The sequence below is a fragment of the Bradyrhizobium sp. USDA 4516 genome (assembly GCF_054055915.1).
This window is the reverse complement of sequence record NZ_JBSRXT010000001.1, coordinates 4843125-4863400: the sequence shown is the minus strand read 5'-3', so window position 1 is coordinate 4863400 and position 20276 is coordinate 4843125. Positions and strand designations below refer to the sequence as shown.

The 20276-nt window shown below is 59.4% G+C and carries 16 protein-coding genes and 1 pseudogene; 6 read left to right on the top strand and 11 right to left on the bottom strand.

Annotated features, from left to right (window positions below):
* Position 1: 1 nt before the first annotated feature.
* From nifX to ACVI1L_RS22500, 6 genes are all read right to left on the bottom strand, one after another.
* Positions 2-397: a nitrogen fixation protein NifX gene (nifX, locus tag ACVI1L_RS22525; protein ID WP_456783819.1), complete on the bottom strand. Its 396-nt coding sequence runs from the start codon at positions 395-397 to the stop codon at positions 2-4.
* Positions 394-1800: a nitrogenase iron-molybdenum cofactor biosynthesis protein NifN gene (nifN, locus tag ACVI1L_RS22520; RefSeq protein ID WP_253640843.1), complete on the bottom strand. Its 1407-nt coding sequence runs from the start codon at positions 1798-1800 to the stop codon at positions 394-396. The genes nifX and nifN overlap by 4 nt, the downstream gene beginning before the upstream one ends.
* 9 nt (positions 1801-1809) lie before the next feature.
* Complete coding sequence (gene nifE / locus ACVI1L_RS22515; RefSeq protein WP_253640844.1) at positions 1810-3456, bottom strand: nitrogenase iron-molybdenum cofactor biosynthesis protein NifE; 1647 nt, start codon at positions 3454-3456, stop codon at positions 1810-1812.
* A gap of 89 nt (positions 3457-3545) precedes the next feature.
* Positions 3546-5102, bottom strand: a complete 1557-nt coding sequence (gene nifK / locus ACVI1L_RS22510) for a nitrogenase molybdenum-iron protein subunit beta (protein WP_253640845.1) — start codon at positions 5100-5102, stop codon at positions 3546-3548.
* Positions 5103-5168: 66 nt separating this feature from the next.
* Entirely contained in the window at positions 5169-6671 is a 1503-nt protein-coding gene (gene nifD, locus ACVI1L_RS22505) for a nitrogenase molybdenum-iron protein alpha chain (RefSeq protein ID WP_253640846.1), read from the bottom strand.
* Positions 6672-7062: 391 nt separating this feature from the next.
* Positions 7063-7944 carry a LysR substrate-binding domain-containing protein gene (locus tag ACVI1L_RS22500; RefSeq protein WP_253641099.1) on the bottom strand — a complete coding sequence of 294 codons (882 nt, stop codon included), beginning with the start codon at positions 7942-7944 and terminating at the stop codon, positions 7063-7065.
* Between the two features lie 139 nt (positions 7945-8083).
* Here ACVI1L_RS22500 and ACVI1L_RS22495 point away from each other — a divergent pair, with 139 nt between their 5' ends.
* The 6 genes and pseudogenes from ACVI1L_RS22495 to ACVI1L_RS22470 form a co-directional block, all read left to right on the top strand.
* Positions 8084-8833, top strand: a complete 750-nt coding sequence (locus ACVI1L_RS22495; protein WP_253641100.1) for an SDR family NAD(P)-dependent oxidoreductase — start codon at positions 8084-8086, stop codon at positions 8831-8833.
* Between the two features lie 20 nt (positions 8834-8853).
* Complete coding sequence (locus tag ACVI1L_RS22490; protein WP_253640847.1) at positions 8854-9699, top strand: transketolase; 846 nt, start codon at positions 8854-8856, stop codon at positions 9697-9699.
* Positions 9696-10706 carry a transketolase family protein gene (locus ACVI1L_RS22485; protein WP_253640848.1) on the top strand — a complete coding sequence of 337 codons (1011 nt, stop codon included), beginning with the start codon at positions 9696-9698 and terminating at the stop codon, positions 10704-10706. Before ACVI1L_RS22490 ends, ACVI1L_RS22485 begins: the two co-directional genes overlap by 4 nt.
* Before the next feature lie 165 nt (positions 10707-10871).
* Positions 10872-11897, top strand: coding sequence for a TRAP transporter substrate-binding protein (locus ACVI1L_RS22480; protein WP_253641101.1), 1026 nt, complete (start codon positions 10872-10874; stop codon positions 11895-11897).
* Positions 11898-11900: 3 nt separating this feature from the next.
* Complete coding sequence (locus tag ACVI1L_RS22475) at positions 11901-13784, top strand: TRAP transporter large permease (RefSeq protein ID WP_253640849.1); 1884 nt, start codon at positions 11901-11903, stop codon at positions 13782-13784.
* Between the two features lie 508 nt (positions 13785-14292).
* Positions 14293-14427, top strand: a pseudogene (locus ACVI1L_RS22470) (transposase); the annotation flags it as partial.
* 228 nt (positions 14428-14655) lie between these two features.
* Here ACVI1L_RS22470 and ACVI1L_RS22465 read toward each other — a convergent pair.
* From ACVI1L_RS22465 to ACVI1L_RS22445, 5 genes are all read right to left on the bottom strand, one after another.
* The gene (locus ACVI1L_RS22465) at positions 14656-15903 is read right to left on the bottom strand and encodes a cysteine desulfurase (RefSeq protein ID WP_253640850.1); all 1248 of its coding nucleotides are present in this window, start codon (positions 15901-15903) and stop codon (positions 14656-14658) included.
* On the bottom strand, positions 15900-17222 hold the full coding sequence (gene sufD / locus ACVI1L_RS22460; protein WP_253640851.1) for a Fe-S cluster assembly protein SufD: 1323 nt from the start codon (positions 17220-17222) through the stop codon (positions 15900-15902). Before sufD ends, ACVI1L_RS22465 begins: the two co-directional genes overlap by 4 nt.
* 19 nt (positions 17223-17241) lie before the next feature.
* The gene (gene sufC / locus ACVI1L_RS22455) at positions 17242-17994 is read right to left on the bottom strand and encodes a Fe-S cluster assembly ATPase SufC (RefSeq protein ID WP_253640852.1); all 753 of its coding nucleotides are present in this window, start codon (positions 17992-17994) and stop codon (positions 17242-17244) included.
* Between the two features lie 72 nt (positions 17995-18066).
* A complete protein-coding gene (sufB, locus tag ACVI1L_RS22450; RefSeq protein WP_456783818.1) occupies positions 18067-19563 on the bottom strand; it encodes a Fe-S cluster assembly protein SufB in 1497 nt (498 codons plus the stop codon).
* 194 nt (positions 19564-19757) lie between these two features.
* Positions 19758-19952 carry a 4Fe-4S dicluster domain-containing protein gene (locus tag ACVI1L_RS22445; protein ID WP_128971097.1) on the bottom strand — a complete coding sequence of 65 codons (195 nt, stop codon included), beginning with the start codon at positions 19950-19952 and terminating at the stop codon, positions 19758-19760.
* Between the last annotated feature and the right edge of the window lie 324 nt (positions 19953-20276).

The window sequence follows — 20276 nt, the reverse complement described above, 5'->3', positions numbered from 1 at the left end:
CTCATTTGTCGAACTCAAACGCGCGGCGCTGGTCCTTGGCCATGGCCTTGCGAAGCCAGGGAGGTGGCGTTCCCTTCAGTACGTCCTGAAGCTTTTCAAGCAGCTCAAGGATGCTTTCCGGCTTGCTCACCTTGATGGGATGGATCTTGTTGGCCACCACCCGCGCGGCCCCAGCACCGCCGATGGCGGCGACGTAGAGAATTGCGCAATCCTTGATTGCCTCGATCTTTGGCGCCAACTTATCGTCGTTGCCGTCCTCCTTGAAATCGCCCTCAAACTCGACTGCTTTAAGAAATACGTGCCCGCCCGGCGCGACATCATAGATTGCGATATTCTTTGCCCAACCAAAATGCGCATCGACCCGTCTAAGATCTTGCGTAGCGAATGCGATCTTCATGCTATCGGCCTCTCAGTTGCGCCATGCGAGCTGTAGCCGGCTCGTCGTGGCAGTGCGGGCGGAGCTCGCCAGCTATCGGGCGTAGGCTGATGATTCTCCTCGCGGTCAGCAATCACGAGATTGGCGATATCGAAGAGCATGTCGCGCGTACCACGGTAGCCGACGGATAGCTGGTGTCCTGCACCAAGCCGATCGAACATCGGAAAGCCCGCGCGATAGAACGGGATTTTCAGCCGAGCCGCCGCTTGCCTGCCATGCGAATGCGTGATCAGCAGGTCGCATTGCCTGGTTCTGGCGAGCTCTTCGAGATCCTCGAGATCGCCGATGAAGACTTCCTCGGTCTTGACTCGCTCAATAACGACCGACTGCGTGGTTGTCACTGCTGCGGTCACCTGCGCACCCATGTCATGCAGCATAGTGGACAGGTCGAACAGGAGGTCCGGCTCGGCGGCAATCGCAACTCTGCGACCACCAATATGGAAGTGCGCGTCCAGCATTGCATCGGCGAGCTGGCCACGCTGCCGCCGATATTTCACCGGTACGGGCCGGCCGCTGATCTCGCTCAAAAAGGTGATAAATTCGTCGTTGGGATCGAGACCGCAAAGTCGTTCGAACAGGCGAAATGGCACGCCGGCCTTGGCCTGCAGGACCTCCGCCGCGCGTCGCATCTGTGCGCCGATTGCGATTGTCCATTGAGCGCGTCCCATGCTCGCAATTTCGTCGATGCCGATGCCGCCTATGGTTGTCGGCGTAAACTCATCGGGGATATGCCCATCAAGCGAGCCTGCCAGATCAGGCAAAAAAGACGGCCGCAATCCGAAATCCTCCAGGATGGCCCGGAGTTCGTCTAGATCACCGGGGGTAAGGTGGCATCCTGGAAGAACATTCACCTTGGATGGGTCGCGCAGTCCACTTACGCCCGGCCCCTCGACCAACGCCTCCACAATGCGCGCCACAGCCTTCTCCCAGCCGTCCTGGAACGCTCCCTTGAAATCTGGTGTCGAGACATAGACCAGCGGCAATTTTGCAAGTTGCGGATGCTTGTCCCGGATCAGCTTGAGGTAGGCATCGACATCGTCGCCATTGGTCTCTGTAACCCCGGTCGAGCAGATCCCCACGATCTTTGGCTTGGCTCGGCTGTGGATATTGAGTATCGCCTGCTCGAGATTCTCGTAGCCGCCGAGCACGGTTGCGACCTCGCTCATAGCGGTGGTTTGCAGCGGTACTGCTTCCTTGAAATGGCGCACGAAGAGCGTGAGCCCGAAGGATGTACAGCCTTGCGAGCCGTGCATAAGCGGCATAGCGCCACGCAACCCCATAAAGGCGAAGGCTCCACCGATCGGCTGGCTCATCTTCAGCGGATTGACCGCACAAGATTTTGTAGACGCTTTGACGAGGGCCATAACAGGTCCTTATTCTGCGGCCTGTGGCAGGGCAGATGGTGAGGCCGCCAAGATTCCCTCGATGCGTCTGTTGCAGCAGCCGCCGACCGCATTGGTGTGCTCTCTGACAGCTTCCACGCTGATCAAGCCATGCGCGGTGATTGCATCCTCGATTGTTCCGAGATCGACCTTGTTGCAGCAGCAGATCTCCTTGGCTCGGCGCGCCGTTTCGCCGAGCGCAGGATCGCAAGCGATCTCGGCCAGCGGTGATCGCATCTGCACCATCGCCTTCGCCAAGACCTGCCATGGCGCAGGTCGACGCAGCTGCTCCCACATCGGATTGGAGAGCGACTTGTCGATCTCCTCCACCAGTTTGACCATTCCAAGATAGCCCAGATAGGCATGGCACCGCTCCTGGTTGATATCGATCCAGGGCATCGCCGCCTTCAGTGCGACAAACTGCGATTTGCCGCCCGACAGCATGATGTCCGCCTCCGCTTCTTTCAACATTCTGTACATTTCGCGCGGCGTCATCTCCTCGATCATGTGGGCATCCTGCCCCATCAGCTCCTTGATGCGTTCCTTATCCTCCCTGGTCGATTTTTTCACGCTGGTTCCGACCAATTCGAGACCGGCTTCCTGCAGCGCCGCCACGACCGACCATGACTTGACGCCGCCGGTAATCAACAAGACCTTCTTGCCTTTGAATCGTGGCTTGTACGGTTCGATGGCAGCCCAGGCGCGCGTTTCCTCGCGCGCGATCACCGCATCAGTGCGCCCGAGCAACTCTTCGGGGGCGCCGCGATCGACCAATAAGCGGGCGATCTGGCGAAGCGAATCGCTCGAATCCTGGATACCGTAGAACGCCCCCTCGAAGAACGGGATCCCGTAGCGTTCCTTCATTTTGCGTGCGACGTTGATCATAGATTTTGAGCAGACCAACATCGCCGCCCGCGCGCGATGAGAAGAAGCGACCTCGCGATACTTTCCGTCGCCAGAGATGCAGGAGAGAATCCGGACTCCGAGCTCGTCCAGCAATGGCTTCACTTGCCAGAGCTCTCCCGAAAGATTGTATTCTCCGATCAGGTTGATGTCGTACGGCGTTGTGTAGTCCGGCTCCTGCGTTCCGATGACATGTTCGAGCAGGGCCTCGCCGGCGAGCTTGTTACCCAGGTTCTTGGAGCCAACGAACCCGGGGGAATTGATCGGGATCACTGGCTTACCGAACCTTTGAGACGCAGCCTTGCAGACCGCATCGATATCGTCGCCGATCATCGCCGGGACGCAAGTCTGATAGACGAAGATCGCGGGAGGGTCCCACTTATCAATGATTTCTTTGATTGCTTTGCACAGCCGCTGCTCGCCTCCGAACACGATATCGGTTTCGTTCAGATCGGTTGTGAATGCGGTCCGCCACAGGTTCAAGCCAGAAGACGCGGAGCCGCGATTGTCCCAGGAGTTGCCTTCACACGCAATCGGACCGTGCACCAGGTGAGCGACATCGGTAAACGGCTGCAGCGCGATCTTGGCACCGTCGAAGGCACAGCCCCCCGCAGCACTGCCCGGCTGCAGTTGCTTGGTGCAGCCCTTCCTGCGTTCAGCCTCCGGCTTATTGCCATTCTTGCCGCAGCCCGGCTCGTCGAAAATATTCTGGACCGTAGCCGCCAGCGAACTCATCCGTTTTCCCCTCAGCGGAAGTCAATTGAAAGTGTTTAATGCGTTTGTGCCATCGCCGCGTTCGGCGATGGCACGTGCACCATTCGTCATCAACGAATGATGTCGAAGCTGTAGTCGGTTTTGCCAAGAAGGTTGGTCTTCTTGTCGATTTCGTCGAAGATCTTGTCGAGGATCTTGACCAGCACATTCAGGCCGCCCTGATACCCCCAAACGGGCGAGCGGTGATGGTGATGCCGATCAAAGACTGGAAAGCCAATTCGGATCAGTGGCGTTCCAGTGTCGCGCTCAAGGTACTTGCCGTACGTGTTGCCAATCAGAAAATCGACCGGCTCGGTAAATAGGAGCGAGCGCATGTGCCAGAGGTCCCGGCCAGGGTAGACTTGGCAGCTCTGCCCAAACGGCGAGCTGGCAAGCAGCGCCGCCATTTTTGTCTGCCATGCCTTGTTGCCGTTGGTGGAAAGCACATGGGTTGGCTCGGCGCCCAGTTCGAGCAGAAAGGCAGCTACTCCGTAGCAGAGATCCGGATCACCATAGATCGCGAACTTCTTGCCATGGATATGCGCACTGGAATCGGCGATGGCATCGACCAAGCGGCCACGCTCTCGTGCGAGTTGCTCGGGAATGTCCTTGCCGCCGATCCGCGATAACGCCACCAGCAAGTCATCCGTTGCGGATATGCCAATCGGGTAGTTGAAGGACACGACATCCTGACCATGCTCGGCCACGAATTGCAACGTTTTCTCCGTACACCACTCCTGCATGGAGATTGTCGCCTTGGCGTGAACGGCGTTGGCTGCGTCTTCCAGCGTGGTGCCACCGTCATACATCCGGAACTCGCCATCTGTCGGGGTGTCGAAGACTTCGGAGTTGTCGGCGAGTATGGTGTGCTGGATTCCCATCAGTTCCAGGATGCGCTTGATCTCGCGAAGGTTTCCGACGGTATAGCCATCGAAACCGCCGATGATGTTGATGGCCTGGTTCGGCCTGCGCTCCAGCTTCGGCGCCGTTCCGGCCTTGCCGTCCCAAAAATGCTCCAAGATGCCCTTGAGCGCGTTGTCGTAGCCGGTGACGTGGCTGCCGACGAAGGCCGGCGTGTGGGCGAACGGCACGTCGAACTCCGCCGGAACCGAGCCCTTCTCCTTGGACGTCTTGATGAAGGCGTTCAGGTCATCGCCGATCACCTCAGCCATGCAGGTCGTGGAGACCGCAATCATCTTAGGTTTGTACATGTTGTAGCTGTTGGCGAGCCCGTCGATCATGTTGTTCAGGCCACCGAATACAGCAGCGTCCTCCGTCATCGACGATGAGACGCAGGAGCTCGGCTCCTTGAAGTGTCGCGACAGATGGCTGCGGTAATAGGCCACGCAGCCTTGCGAGCCGTGGACGAATGGCAGCGTGCCTTCAAAGCCGACGGAGGCGAATACGGCGCCAAGCGGCTGGCAGGCCTTGGCCGGGTTTATCGTTAGCGCCTCCCGCGCAAAATTCTTCTCGCGGTACTCCGGCGTTTTCGTCCATTCCTTGATACGCTCGACTTCGGCAGGCTCGCGGGGATCCTCGAACATTTTCTTCTTGTCCAGCATCTGCTGGTATTCTGGACCGCGGAACAGTTCGAGATGATCGAGCACGTGCTCGGCACTTTGCGCCATTATTAAGATCCTTTTACTGTCGAAATTGATCGCCTCAGCTCTCCGCTAAGAGCGTGACTTGTTGCCCTATTCTGCAGCCAAGAGCTTGGCCCTCGGCGATTCCTTCCAGGGCGCCTTCGTCTTTTTCCAGACAGGCGAGTTGACAGCCATGTCCATGTCGCGCGCGAAGATCGCAAAGCCGTCATAGCCGTGATATGGACCCGAATAGTCCCAGGAATGCATCTGCCGGAACGGCACCCCCATCTTCTGGAACACATATTTCTCCTTGATGCCCGAGCCGATGAGGTCAGGCTGGAGCTTTTCGACGAAGCGCTCGAACTCGTACCCATTGACGTCGTCATAGATCAGCGTGCTGTCCTTTACGTAGTTCTGAGCGGTGCGCTGATAATCGTCGTTGTGGCCAAACTCGTATCCGGTGCCCACGACTTCCATCCCGAGGTCTTCGTAGGCGCCAATCACGTGACGCGGACGAAGCCCGCCGACATACAGCATGACCGTCCGGCCCTCCAGGCGCGGGCGATACTTCGCAACCACTGCGTTCACCAGCGGCTGGTACTTTTCAATCACGCGCTCGGCCCCTTCCTTGATCTTGTCGTCGAAATAGGCCGCAATCTTCCGCAGCGATTCTGCGATCTTTGAAGGTCCGAAGAAGTTGTATTCGCACCAGGGGATGCCGAATTTCTCTTCCATGTGGCGGGAGATGTAGTTCATTGAACGGTAGCAATGCAGAAGGTTGAGCTTGGCTTTCGGAGTTGCCTCGAGTTCAGCGAGTGAACCGTCCCCGGACCACTGCGCGATCACCCGCAGGCCCATTTCCTCCAGCAGAATTCGCGATGACCAGGCATCGCCGCCGATATTGTAATCGCCGATGATCGCAACATCGTAAGGCGTCGGCTCGAACTTTGGTGTGCCGTCGGGCTCGAGCTTGTCGAAGATCCAGTCACGTACCGCGTCGTTGGCAATGTGGTGACCTAGTGACTGCGATACGCCACGAAAACCCTCGCAGCGGACTGGCACGATGGTCTTGCCTCCATACTCCTTGGATTTAGTTCTTGAGACAGCTTCGATATCGTCGCCGATCAGTCCGATCGGGCATTCCGATTGGATGGTGATGCCGTTGTTGAGGGGAAACAGCTCCTGGATTTCGTCAAGAACTTTGACCAGTTTCTTGTCACCACCGAATACGATATCCTTTTCTTGGAAGTCGGAGGTGAATTGCAGGGTCACGAAGCTATCGATCCCCGTCGTACCAACGTAATAGTTGCGGCGCGATCCCCACGAATACTGACCACAGCCAACAGGACCATGGCTGATATGGACCATGTCCTTGATCGGTCCCCAAACCACGCCCTTGGATCCCGCATAGGCGCAGCCTCGGATCGTCATCACGCCGGGTATGGATTTGATGTTGGACTTCACCCCGCAGTCGGACTTGCCGGCCTGATGAACGTTGAGGTGCTTGGCACGCCTTTTCGCGGTTTTCTCCGGATAGACCTTCAGCACCTCCTCGATCAGCTGTTTGTTGCGAGCCCTGATATCTGCGATACTCTGGGTCGTGGCGAGACTCATCTGATGTCCTCAAGGTTAGCTGTTGCAAGAGCGGCTTCGGACCAGAACTTTTGCAACCAGCATGCCAGCGCTTCGCGAACACAAAACCCACAACGATTAACGGCAGTTAGCGCGTCTCGCGCGGTGGCAACGCCGTTGTTGCGAACGCGACATCGCGCTTTGCTCGGAGGCTTCTTGGTTTGACCTGTTCGAAACGGAACAAGGGGGAGCTATGCGCGAAATGGCCCCGCTCAGCTATCAGCGCGTGTTTTCGTTCTAGACGATGAACCCATAAATCTGCCGGGCGGACGGCTTGCCAGAATCCGCTATGGCCCGATAGCGACCAAATTCCGCAGCGCGACGAAATAACGCGAAGGGTCAGGAGCGGATGTCAGCTCCAGCTCACGCTAATCTATGAACTTGGCGCAATCTCAGATCTGATCCATTCCACGAAGGTCTGCAAAGCGCGGCGCTGACGGCCAGCGCGCGGGAACACTAGATGATGACCAACGTAGCGGATGTCGGTGGAGCGGCCAGCCAGGGGCGCTATCAGGCGCCCCGACGCTATCTCACTTTCAGCCAACCGAGTTGATTCCAACGTCACGCCAACCCCGCCGCAAGCCATGGCTATTGCGAGGAAGCTGCGGTCGAATCGCATTCCATGGATCGCTGGAGGTTCGAGCCCGTTCGCGGCGAACCATTGATACCATTGAACCTGCTTCACGTCGGAGCGAATAAGAACTTGGCTCAACAAATCCTTTGGCTGGCGGATTCTCTTCGCGATTTGAGGAGCACACAGAGGGGTGACGGTTTCCTCACCAAGCGGGATCACTTCGAGGCCCTCACCGCGAGGTGAACCGTAGACGATGTCCAGATCGAAATCGTCGTTCGTGAAGCGGGCGTACTCCGTATTGGCGGCGAGCCGAACCTCCAGTTTCGGTTCGGCCGCGAGAAATTTGGTCAGGCGCGGGGCCAGCCATTGCGCTGCGAAACTTGGGGCACAATGCACCCTCAGGAGCTGCGGCCCGCGACCTGCGACTTCTTCGATCCCGCGCCGCAAATTGTCGAAGGCCGCACCGGCGTGGCGCATCAGGTTCTCGCCAGCGGGCGTTAGACGGACGGAACGAGCACTCCGCTCGAACAGAACGGTGCTCATGGTGCTTTCCAGCTTGCGGATCGCGTGGCTGACGGCGCTCGGCGTCAAATGCAACTCGTCGGCCGCATCGCTGAAGGAGCCAGTGCGCGCAGCCGCTTCGAAGGCCCGGATAGCGGAGATCGGGATGCTCGACAGCAGCATACCCATAAGTGAACCAGATTCACACATCCAAGACAACTGCGCGTTTGTCCCGGCCGGCCCCTCGGCTCTAGCAATGGGGCAAGAGGACCGGCTGCCTACCGCGGCGTCCAAAACGACAGGGACAGGGAGGATTCGAATGCTGCTTCGCGGCAAAACGGCGATCATCACGGGGGCGGCCTCGCCTCGTGGGATTGGCCTCGCAACCGCCAGGCGATTTGCCGAAGAGGGCGCGCGGGTCGCCATCCTCGACATCGATGGGACCGCCGCACAGGCTGCCGCGCAAGGCCTCGGCGACGCTCATATCGGAATTGCTTGCGACGTCGCCGACCGGGCTTCGTGTCAGAAGGCAGTCGAAGCTGTCGCTGACGCTTTCGGCCAAATCGATATCCTGATCAACAATGCCGGCATCACACAGCCGGTCAAATTCCTCGACATCACGCCGGCCGACTGGGACCGTATCCAGGACGTCAACCTGAAGGGCATTCTGTTCCTCTCCCAGGCTGTGATCCCGCATATGTGCAAGCAAAAATCGGGATCGATTGCATGCATGTCGTCGGTATCGGCCCAGCGCGGCGGCGGCATTTTCGGTGGTCCGCACTACTCGGCGGCGAAGGCCGGGGTCCTTGGGCTTGCCAAGGCGATGGCTCGGGAATTTGGCGCCGATGGTATCCGCGTCAACTGCGTCACGCCGGGATTGATAGGCACCGACATCACCTCTGGCAAGCTCAACGACGAGATGAAAGCGAAGATTCTGGAAGGCATTCCGCTCGGACGGCTCGGGGAGGCCAAGGACGTTGCCGGTATCTACACATTTCTTGCATCGGACCTCTCGGCATACGTCACCGGCTCCGTGATCGACGTCAACGGCGGGATGCTCATTCACTAAGAGCAGCGATGGAGAGACGGATGTCCACGAGTTTACTTGTCAACACGCCCAGCCTTTCGCAGCGTGCGCGCAACATTCGCCGCAACGCCCTGCGCATGGGCGAAGTTCAAGGCCAAGGCTATATCGCGCAGGCGCTCGATATTTCCGACGTGTTGGCGGTCGCATATTTTCACGCGATGCGCTACCGGCCTGAGGAGCCCACCTGGGAAAATCGCGATCGTTTCCTCCTTTCCAACGGTCACTACGCGATCGCCCTTTATGCCGCACTGATCGAGGCCGGCATTATCCCCGAAGTCGAACTCGAGACGTATGGCTTCGACGAAAGCCGCCTGCCGATGTCAGGCATGGCGTCCTACACGCCCGGTATGGAAATGTCCGGCGGGTCCTTGGGGCTCGGACTGAGCATCGCGGTCGGCATGGGCCTCGGGTTGAAGCACAAGGGCTCCAAGAGCCGCGTTTTCACGCTGTTCTCGGACGGAGAGCTCGACGAGGGTTCGAAGTGGGAAGCAATGATGTCGGCTGCGCACCACAAGCTCGACAATTTGATCGCGATCATTGACGTCAACAACCAGCAGGCCGACGGCCCTTCGAAACAGATGATGGGGTTCGAGCCGTTGGTCGACAAGCTCGAGGCCTTCGGCTGGTTCGTACGCCGCGTCGACGGCAATGACCTGGACGCCGTCGTGGCAGCATTCGACGCAACGATTTCGCACCCCGAGCAGCAACCGAGGATCATCATCGCCGACACTCTCATGGGCAAGGGAGTTCCGTTCCTCGAACAGCGAGAAAAGAATCACTTCATCCGGGTCGAAGCGCACGAATGGAAATTGGCGCTGGCAGAACTTGATGCGGGAGACAGGTCATGAAGTCGGTTACCCCAGGTACGCCCGGGAAACCGCGGTTCACCACCTCCGCGATGATCGCGTCGATCGCCGCCGAGGGACAAAAGACGAAACCAGCGCCGTTCGGTCACGCGCTTGTCGAATTGGCCCGGAGCTGCCCCGAGGTGGTGGGCCTCACCGCCGATCTTGGCAAGTACACGGACCTGCACATTTTCGCGAAGCAGTTTCCAGACCGCTACTATCAAATGGGTATGGCGGAGCAGCTCCTCTACGGTGCGGCTTCGGGCATGGCGGCTGAAGGATTCATGCCCTTCGCAACAACTTATGCCGTATTCGCCTCGCGGCGCGCCTACGACTTCATCCACCAGACGATTGCAGAGGAAGACCGCAACGTAAAGATCGTCTGCGCCTTGCCAGGTCTCACTTCCGGCTACGGCCCAAGCCACCAGGCGGCGGAAGACCTCGCGCTGTTCCGCGCAATGCCGAACATGACCGTGATCGATCCCTGCGACGCTCACGAGATCGAGCAGATCGTTCCGGCCATCGCGGCGCATCACGGGCCCGTATATATGCGGCTCTTGCGTGGTCAGGTGCCCCTCGTCCTGGACGAGTACAACTATCAATTCAGGCTCGGCAGGGCATCCTTGATTCGGGACGCTCGGGACGTCCTGATCATCTCCTCTGGAATCATGACCATGCGAGCGCTGGATGCTGCAAAGGAACTCGCCGGTGATAGCGTGGACGTAGCCGTGCTGCATGTACCGACAATCAAGCCGCTCGACCACGGAGCGATACTGCGCGAAGCAGCAAAACCCGGCCGTCTCGTCGTGGTCGCCGAGAACCATACCATCATCGGCGGGCTCGGAGAGGCGATTGCAGCGCTGTTGATGCGCTCCGGCGTCCATCCAGCTTTCCGCCAGATCGCGTTGCCCGATGAGTTCCTTGCCGCTGGGGCGCTTCCCACGCTGCACGATCGCTACGGCATTTCGACTGCGGAAGTTGCAAGGCAGATCAAGGGGTGGCTGCGCTAAGCGCGCACCTAGATACGTCAACTTCGACTGAGGGAAGCATCGCCTACGCGGCGTCGCCGCGGAGAACGATGGCCGCTGCCTGACGGCCGGTGCCCGAGAACCGGCCGGAACTGCAGAAGCGTGCTGCTGCCGATCAACATACCGATACTCAACAAGGAGGAAGCAATGACCCAACGCAAATCGACTGCCATCACCCGTCGCAAGTTGCTCCTGGCCGGCGCGGCTGTCCCGTTGTGCGCCGTCCTCAGCCGCCCGGCCGCCGCCGCAGAGTTCACTTACAAGCTCGCGACCGGGCAGGACCCCGCGCATCCGGTGAATGCTCGGGCCAAGGAGGCCGCCGATCGCATCAAGGAAGCGACTAGCGGGCGCTTGGAAATCAATCTCTTTCCCGCCAACCAGCTTGGCTCGGATACGGATCTGCTGACGCAGGTTCGCAACGGTAGCGTCGAGTTTTTCAACCTTTCCTCTCTAATCCTCGCTACCCTTGTACCCGCCGCGGGCGTCGTGAATCTCGGCTTCCTCTTCCCCAACTATGATGCCGTCTGGAAGGCCATGGACGGCGAACTCGGCGCCTACATCCGCGCGCAGATCGCCAAGACGCCTATCATGGCGGTGTCCAAGCCTTGGGACAATGGCTTCCGCCACATCACGTCGTCGGGCCGTGAGATCAAGACACCGGACAACCTCAAGGGCTTCAAGCTCAGGGTACCTGCCGCACCCAATCTGACGTCGCTGTTTCTTGCGCTCGGGGCAGGACCAGCGCCGATCAACTTCAACGAGGTCTATTCCGCGCTCCAGACCAAGGTCGTGGACGGTCAGGAAAATCCCCTTCCGATCATAGCAACGGCGCGCCTGTATGAGGTGCAGAAGACCTGCAGCCTGACGGGTCACGTCTGGGACAATTACTGGATCCTCGGCAACAAGCGCGCGTTCCAGAAGCTTCCGCAGGACGTGCAAGAGATCGTGACGCACGAACTCGATCGCTCGGCCAACGATGAACGAGCCGACATCGCAAAGCTCAGTGAATCCCTCCGCACCGACTTGACAGCCAAGGGCATGCAATTCCTCGACGTCGACCGATCCGCCTTCCGGCAGGCGCTGGCAGAGACGAGCTTCTATGCCGACTGGAAATCCAAATTCGGCGCGGAGGCCTGGGTTCAACTTGAGAAAGCCGCGGGCAAGTTGGGGTGAGCCATGGAACAAGCGCACATGGACGGGGCGACACTTGCTCTTCCTGAGCCTGCCTCCGGATGGCGCAAGGCCGTTGTGAACCTGAACAAGGCACTGAAGCCCGTCGTCGCCATTCCTGCCGCACTGCTGGTCATCGCAGAGGTGATAGTCCTTTTCGTCGGCATCGTCTCTCGCTACGTGCTCCATACCCCGATTGTCTGGTCGGACGAGCTCGCCGGCATCCTGTTTCTGTGGCTGGCGATGCTGGGATCGGTCGTCGCCTTCCAGCGGGCCGAGCATATGCGGATGACGGCCATCGTTGGCATGATCCGCCCGGAAGCCAGGTTGTTCCTTGACGTCTTTGCGACGGCTGCCTCGTTCGCGTTCTTGCTTCTGGTAGTTCGCCCCGCCTACGAGTTTGCGGCCGACGAAGTCTTCGTCACAACTCCGGCTCTGGGAATAGTCAACACTTGGCGCGCCGCCGCCCTGCCGGTCGGCATCGGCTTGATGCTGGTCGTTGCCACTCTGAGGCTGGCAGCCACGGCCAATGTGAAGCACCTCGCGGCTGCAATCGCTGCGGTGGGAACGCTGATCGGGGTTCTCGCGCTGCTCGCACCGATCCTTAAACCGCTCGGCAATCTGAACCTGTTGATCTTCTTCGTGTTTATCGTTGGCGCCATGGTTTTCGCAGCAGTGCCGATCGCCTTCGCGTTCGGCCTTACGACCATCGGCTACATAATGCTGACGACCAGCACACCCGACGTGGTCGTTATCGGTCGCATGGACGAAGGCATGAGCCATCTCATCCTGCTTGCGGTGCCGATGTTCGTGTTCCTCGGCTTGTTGATCGAAATGACCGGCATGGCCCGCGCCATGGTCGTTTTCCTCGCCAGCCTGCTTGGCCACGTTCGGGGCGGTCTCCAATATGTGCTTGTCGGTGCGATGTATCTGGTCTCGGGTATTTCGGGATCCAAGGCGGCCGATATGGCAGCAATAGCGCCTGTGCTCTTCCCCGAAATGACCAGACGCGGCGCGAAGCGTGGTGACCTGGTCGCGCTCCTGGCGGCGACCGGCGCTCAGACCGAGACGATCCCCCCATCATTGGTGTTGATCACAATCGGATCGGTGACGGGTGTGTCGATCGCGGCCCTGTTCACGGGCGGGTTATTGCCGGCGATCGTGCTCGCGGTCGGACTGTGCGCGGTGGTGTGGTGGCGGTACCGTGGAGAGGATTTGTCGCACGTTCAGCGTGCGACCAGCCGTGAAATCGGCCGTTCCTTTCTGATCGCGCTTCCCGCCATTGCCCTTCCATTTGTGATCCGCGCTGCGGTGATCGAGGGGGTAGCAACAGCCACCGAGGTCTCGACGATAGGCATCGTCTATTCCGTATTGGCCGGGCTTTTTATCTATCGCCGGTTCGACTGGCGCCTCCTCTATCCGATCTTGGTTGAGACCGCGGCTCTTTCCGGCGCGATCCTCTTCATCATCGGTGCGGCGACGGGGATGGCCTGGGCTTTGACCCAATCGGGCTTCTCGGCATCACTTGCGAAGTTCATGACCTCCTTGCCGGGTGGTGCGCCGATATTTCTGATCGTCACGATCCTTGCGTTCGTCGTCCTGGGAAGCGTGCTCGAAGGCATCCCTGCCATCGTGCTCTTCGGTCCGCTGCTTTTCCCCATTGCCCGTCAGGTGGGGGTGCATGAGGTCCACTATGCCATGGTCGTCGTTCTGGCGATGGGGATTGGACTTTTCGCGCCGCCATTCGGCGTCGGCTACTATGCGGCGTGCGCCATCAGCCGGATCCATCCCGACGAAGGCATGCGTCCGATCCTGGCGTACATGCTGGCCCTGCTCCTCGGCACAGTCATAGTGGCTGCAGTGCCGTGGATTTCCATAGGTTTCCTTTAAACTCTGCGAAACGTCTCAGCTACGGAGATCGCCCGCACCTCTCTCCTTTCACCGCATTCGGAGGGACGCGAGGTGAGATTCTGGCGAGCTAGACAGGTTGTTCGCACAGTTCTTTGCTCCTCGTGGAGGCAACGATCGCCTTCCTCGGGGCGCGGAGCGACGCACGGCCTTCAGGGCCATACGCGACTATGGATCGCGCATCGACCAGATCGCATGCGAGTTTCGAACAAAGGCCTGACGTGAATGCGAGTCGCCTTTCGTTCGAAGCTCCGATCACTTTTCATGACCAGCGCGACTGGCCTCTGGTAGTCCTCCAAGGCCGATCCTGCGTCATGTCCGCTTCGGGATCATTCACGACCGGGTCGAGCCACAAGCAAGCCCGGCCAAGTCCGCTACGCCGCCAAAAAGTGGATGTGTATTCAGAGCATTAGCGGCACGCCACGGGGCGTTGCCGGTTGATGGCGTTGCCCGAGGCATGATTCAAGCTCCGAAACCGGAGCCTCGAATCATGCGCCACGAATTCAGCGATTGCGAATGGACCGCCATCAAACCGATGCTGCCGAACAAGCCGCGCGGCGTTCAGCGCGTAAATGACCGCCGCGTGCTTAGTGGCATCTTTTGGGTCCTGCGTTCAGGTGCGCCATGACGCGACCTGCCGTTAGAACACGGCCCCCGCGCTCGACGAAGGCGGTCGCAAAGGAAAAACGGCTGCAAGGTACCCTGGCCGACCAGGCCTGCCAATGCGAACTTTGCTTGCCGAGACCTCAGGTGTTGACCTTCTGCGATGACGATAATGCTCAGGGGCACGACGTCATTCAACTTCGCAGCTCAATGCAGGCTCTCTCTCACCTCGACGCAGCACGCCAGCCGATCACGCCAATAGCTGGCGTGCCTTGATAAGTGCGCGCGCGAGCACATCAATTTCTTCACGGGTGTTGTAAAGTCCAAGGGACGCACGGCATGTTGCCAACGCCCCGAAGCGCTTGAGCAGCGGCATCGCGCAGTGAGCCCCTGCCCGCACCGCTACACCGGCGCGATCGACGACGGTGGCAATATCGTGCGCATGCGCACCTTTCACATCAAACGAGATGATCGGCCCCTTCTCGGCCGGCGCCCCGATCATGCGCACGGAGTTGATGTCCCCGAGCTTCTCCTGCGTGTAAGCGAGCAGTTCGCTCTCGTGCTTGCGGATCTGAGCCTTGCCTATTGAATTGATGTAATCCACGGCTGCGCCCAACCCGATCGCCTCGACGATCGGCGGCGTACCCGCTTCGAACCGGTGCGGCGGATCCCCATAAATGACGCCGGAACGCGAGACCTCGCGGATCATCTCGCCGCCGCCATTGAAGGGCGTCATCGATGCCAGATGCTCGGATTTTCCGTAAAGAACGCCGATTCCGGTCGGACCATAGAGTTTGTGGCCGGTCATGACGTAGAAATCGCAATCAATATCGCAGACGTCGACACTCAGATGGACGCATGCTTGCGAGCCGTCGACCAGCACCGGGATACCACGAGCATGTGCGACCCTCACCAGGTCTTTCACCGGCAAGACCGTGCCGAGCACGTTCGACATCTGTGTGATTGCGACCATCTTGGTGCGCGAGGTCAGCAGTCGCTCAAATTCATCGAGTAAGAAGTTGCCGGCATCATCCACTGGTGCCCATTTGATCACTGCACCGAGCCGTTCCCTAAGAAAATGCCATGGCACAATGTTGGAGTGGTGTTCCAAAATTGACAGAACGATCTCATCACCCGGGCTGATGCGCTCGCGACCAAACGTCTGTGCGACCAGATTGATCGCCTCGGTGGCGCTGCGCGTGAAGATAATCTCTTCGTCCAAATGCGCGTTCACAAACCGCGCTACCTTGGTACGGGCGCCCTCATACGCTTCGGTCGCCGCATTGGCGAGATAGTGCAAGCCACGATGAACGTTGGCATATTCGCTGGAGTACACCTGCATCATGCGGTCAAGTACCGCATTTGGCTTTTGCGCGGACGCAGCGTTATCGAGATAGACAAGCGGCTTGCCGTACACGGTCATGGCCAGCGCCGGAAAGTCACAACGCAGACGGTCGACCTCGTAACGACCATTGCTGACCGCGGGATGTTCGCTCATTGCCGTTCCTGCAGCCAGTGTTCAGCTTGCGCGGTCACAAAATCGCGCAGGTTATCGGCGAAGATCTCCTCAATTGACTCTCCAATGAACGCTTTAATCAGCAACAACTGCGCGTCCTTCTCGGACAGCCCCCGCGCGCGCAAATAGAATACGAGATTGCCGTCTAGCGCTCCTGAGGTCGCTCCGTGGCCGCAGGTCACGTCGTCGGCCGAGATTTCAAGTTCCGGCTTATTGTCGGCCTCGGCCTGGTCGGATAAGAGCAACGCTCGCGTCGACAGGCTGGCGTCGGTCTTCTGGGCAACGGGACGAACGACGATCCGGCCCTGAAACACCGAGCGGCCGCAATCATCAACGACCGCGCGGAACTTCTGCCGACTGGTGCAATGCGGCACGGCGTGGTCGACCACTATTGTTGTGTCGGCGTGCAGTTTATCTTTGATGAGATTTACCCCGTTCGCAGAGAGTTTGGATCCCTGGCCACCCAGCGTCACGAATCCCTGATAGCGATTAATAGAGCCGCTGCACGTCATGCTGAAGAGATCGAGCTTAGCTCTGGTGCCGACCGCGATGATCCCCGACGAGATGTTCACCGCATCAGCGGCGTCAGCCGCTATGCGGATATGCGAAAGGCTCGCCTCGTCCCCAGCCAGGGCGATTAAGACATCGTTGGCCTGATAGCCGCTCGCGCCTTCGGCAGAGATGAAACTTTGCACCACGGTCGCATGCGCCCCTTTATCGAGCTGCAGATATGAGCGTGTAAAAGCGGACACCGACGATCCCGTTGCGACCTGAACGATTTGAATAGGGCGTCTAATCGTGTTGCCTTCGGCAATCGAAATCACCAAACCATCTGAGGCCATTGCCGCATTGAGCGAGATCACCGCATCGTCCGTCGTCGAAAGCACCAAACCGGCCATTGCGCCAGTGGACGAATTCTCCAACACCTCTCGCAGTGACTGCACATGGAGCTCATTTTCCAGCTCGCCGAGATCCGATAGCTCAGGCGCGAATATGCCGTCCACCAAGACCAATTTGACCGCCTGATCGACAGCCACTCGCCTGGCCGACGCCTTTGCGCGCGCCAACGCCGCTGCATCCGGTCGCGGGGCGAGTGGCAACACCTCGCCGATCAGGGCACGCAGATCCGTGTATCTCCAGGCCTCCATGCGCCGATGCGGCAGGCCGGCGCGCTCATAGGCTTCGAATGCCCTCGCACGGATATGGGGGACGAGGCCCGCGCCAGGCAACCGTCCGAGCGCAGCTGCGAGAAAATTGCTCGTTGCGCACCCGGCATCGGCCTTAGCCAATACTTGCTTCATGGGGAAATCCATAGAGCCGTCAGGCCGCGGTTTCGAACTGGGCGTAGCCACAGGCCTCGAGTTCCAGCGCGAGTTCCTTGCCGCCGCTCGTCACGACGCGGCCTTTCGACATCACGTGCACATAATCGGGCACGATGTAATGAAGGAGCCGCTGATAGTGGGTGATCACGATCATCGCCCTTTGCGGCGAACGCAGGCCGTTGATGCCGCTCGCGACAATACGCAGGGCGTCGATATCCAGCCCGGAATCGATCTCGTCCAGTATGCATAGACTCGGCTCGAACAACGCCATCTGCAGGATCTCGTTGCGCTTCTTCTCGCCGCCCGAGAAGCCGACATTGACGCCGCGCTTGAGCATGTCCCGGGTAATGTTGAGTGACTCGGCCACCTCACGGACCTTTTTCAGAAATTCGGGCGTGGATAATTCCCCTCGGCCGCGCGCCTTGCGCTGGGCGTTGAGCGCCGCGTGCAGGAAATTCCAGGTGGTGACGCCGGGGATCTCGACCGGATACTGGAACGCCAGGAACACGCCCTTGGCGGCGCGCTCGTTGGGCTCCATCTCCAGCAGGTCCTCGCCCCTGAACAGGATCTGCCCGCCGGTGACTTCATAGCCCGGCTTGCCGGCGATGACGTGGGAGAGCGTCGACTTGCCGGAGCCGTTCGGCCCCATAATCGCGTGCACTTCGCCCGCATTGACCATAAGATCGAGGCCACGGATTATTTCACGACTGTCGACACCAACATGCAGATCTTTGATTTCGAGCAGCGTCATTTTTTATCTGATCCCTCAAACTGCGTCGTCCGGAACGGCGAGCCGCGTTCGCGGGGCTCGCGGGACGTTTGGTTATCCGACAGATCCCTCGAGAGAGATCGAGATCAGCTTCTGCGCCTCCACTGCGAACTCCATCGGAAGCTTTTGCAGGACATCTTTCGCGAAACCGTTGACGACAAGGCCGATGGCCTGTTGCTCACTCAAGCCTCTTTGCAAGCAGTAGAATAGCACGTCCTCGGAAATCTTCGACGTCGTCGCTTCATGCTCGAACGTCGCCGAGGAATTCTTGGCCTCGACATAGGGCACGGTGTGCGCGCCGCATTTGTCGCCGATCAGAAGCGAGTCGCAGGCGGTGTAGTTGCGCGCGCCGGTGGCCTTGCGATGGGCGCTGACGAGACCGCGATAGGTGTTCTGCGACTTGCCGGCGGCGATGCCCTTGGAGATGATCCGGCTCGACGTGTTCTTGCCGAGGTGGATCATCTTGGTGCCAGAGTCGACCTGCTGGAAGCCGTTCGAGATCGCGATCGAGTAGAACTCGCCGCTCGAATTGTCGCCGCGCAGGATGCAGCTCGGATATTTCCAGGTGATCGCCGAACCGGTCTCGACCTGGGTCCAGGAGATCTTCGAATTGCGACCACGGCAGTCGCCACGCTTGGTGACGAAATTGTAGATGCCGCCCTTGCCTTCCGAATTGCCCGGGTACCAGTTCTGCACCGTCGAATATTTGATCTCGGCATCGTCGAGCGTGACGAGCTCGACGACGGCGGCGTGCAGCTGGTTCTCGTCGCGCTGCGGTGCGGTGCAGCCCTCGAGATAGGAGACGTAGGAGCCCTTGTCGGCGATGATCAGCGTGCGCTCGAACTGGCCGGTGTTGCGCTCGTTGATGCGGAAATAGGTCGACAGCTCCATCGGGCAGCGCACGCCCGGCGGCACGTAGACGAACGAGCCGTCGGAGAACACCGCCGAATTCAATGTTGCGAAGTAATTGTCCGAGGTCGGCACCACGGTGCCGAGATATTTCTGCACCAGCTCGGGATGCTCGCGGATCGCCTCCGAGATCGGCATGAAGATTACGCCGGCGGCCTTCAGCTCCTTCTGGAAGGTGGTCGCGACCGAAACCGAATCGAACACGGCATCGACCGCGATCTTGCGGTTCGGCGTCTGCTCGCCGCCGGGCGGCGGCTCGACGCCCTCGAGGATCGCAACCTCGCGCAGCGGGATGCCGAGCTTCTCGTAGGTCTTGAGGATTTCCGGATCGATCTCGTCGATCGAGGACAGCGTCTTCTTCGGCTTCGGCGCCGCGTAGTAGTAGATGTCCTGGTAGTCGATCTTCGGATAGTCGACGCGCGCCCAGGTCGGCTCGGTCATGGTTAGCCAGCGGCGATACGCCTCCAGGCGCCATTCCAGCATCCAGGCCGGTTCGTTCTTCTTTGCGGAGATGAAGCGGACGGTGTCTTCCGACAGCCCCTTCGGGGCCTTGTCGGACTCGATCAGCGTCTCAAACCCATATCGATACTGGTCGACGTCGATGCGCCGGACGCGCTCGACCGTCTCTTGTACAGCTACCATTGCCCACTCCGTTCACGCATGGACGATTCCCGGCGGCGATGATCGCGTCGCCTCTCCTCCGAGCGGATCGCGCAAGTCATGGCCGACTCGAGGCCAGGTTGGGAAAGAACCAGGAGACTGACCCAAAAGGGAGCCGCCCTGGATAGGGTTTCGATCATGTTTCGCGCCGGAGTGCCATCCGTCGGCTACTCGATCTATGCCGGCACACAGGTATCAGGCACCGGACAAACGACGGCGCATTGCGGCGCATCAAAATGCCCTTCACATTGAGTGCACTGGCTCGGATTGATCACATATATGTCGTTCTTCAGGCTGATCGCGGCATTAGGGCATTCGTACTCACACGCACCACAGACCGTGCATTGTGACGCGATTATTTTGTAGGCCATCACTACGATTCCATAAGCGAAGGTGCGGGACGACGCCTTGCCTTCAAGTCTCATGCCAAGGAGTCTTGTGCTTGATTTGTCTTGGCTAATTTCGATAGCGCAAGCCGCCGCCTCGACCAGGTGTCGTAAACCCTACAATCGGCATCGCAGCTGCTTGATCTCGTAGCTTGCGCATTGTCGAGATTTCGCGATAGCCAGCGATCATGTGAAGGGGTTCGCCTATAGGACGCAGCTCGGCTCGACCTGACGTGGCGGCGGAGCGCTTTTGAAGTGGTATCGATTGTAGCCGTGCCACCGTCTCGGGGGATCGCAGATCGCCCTCTG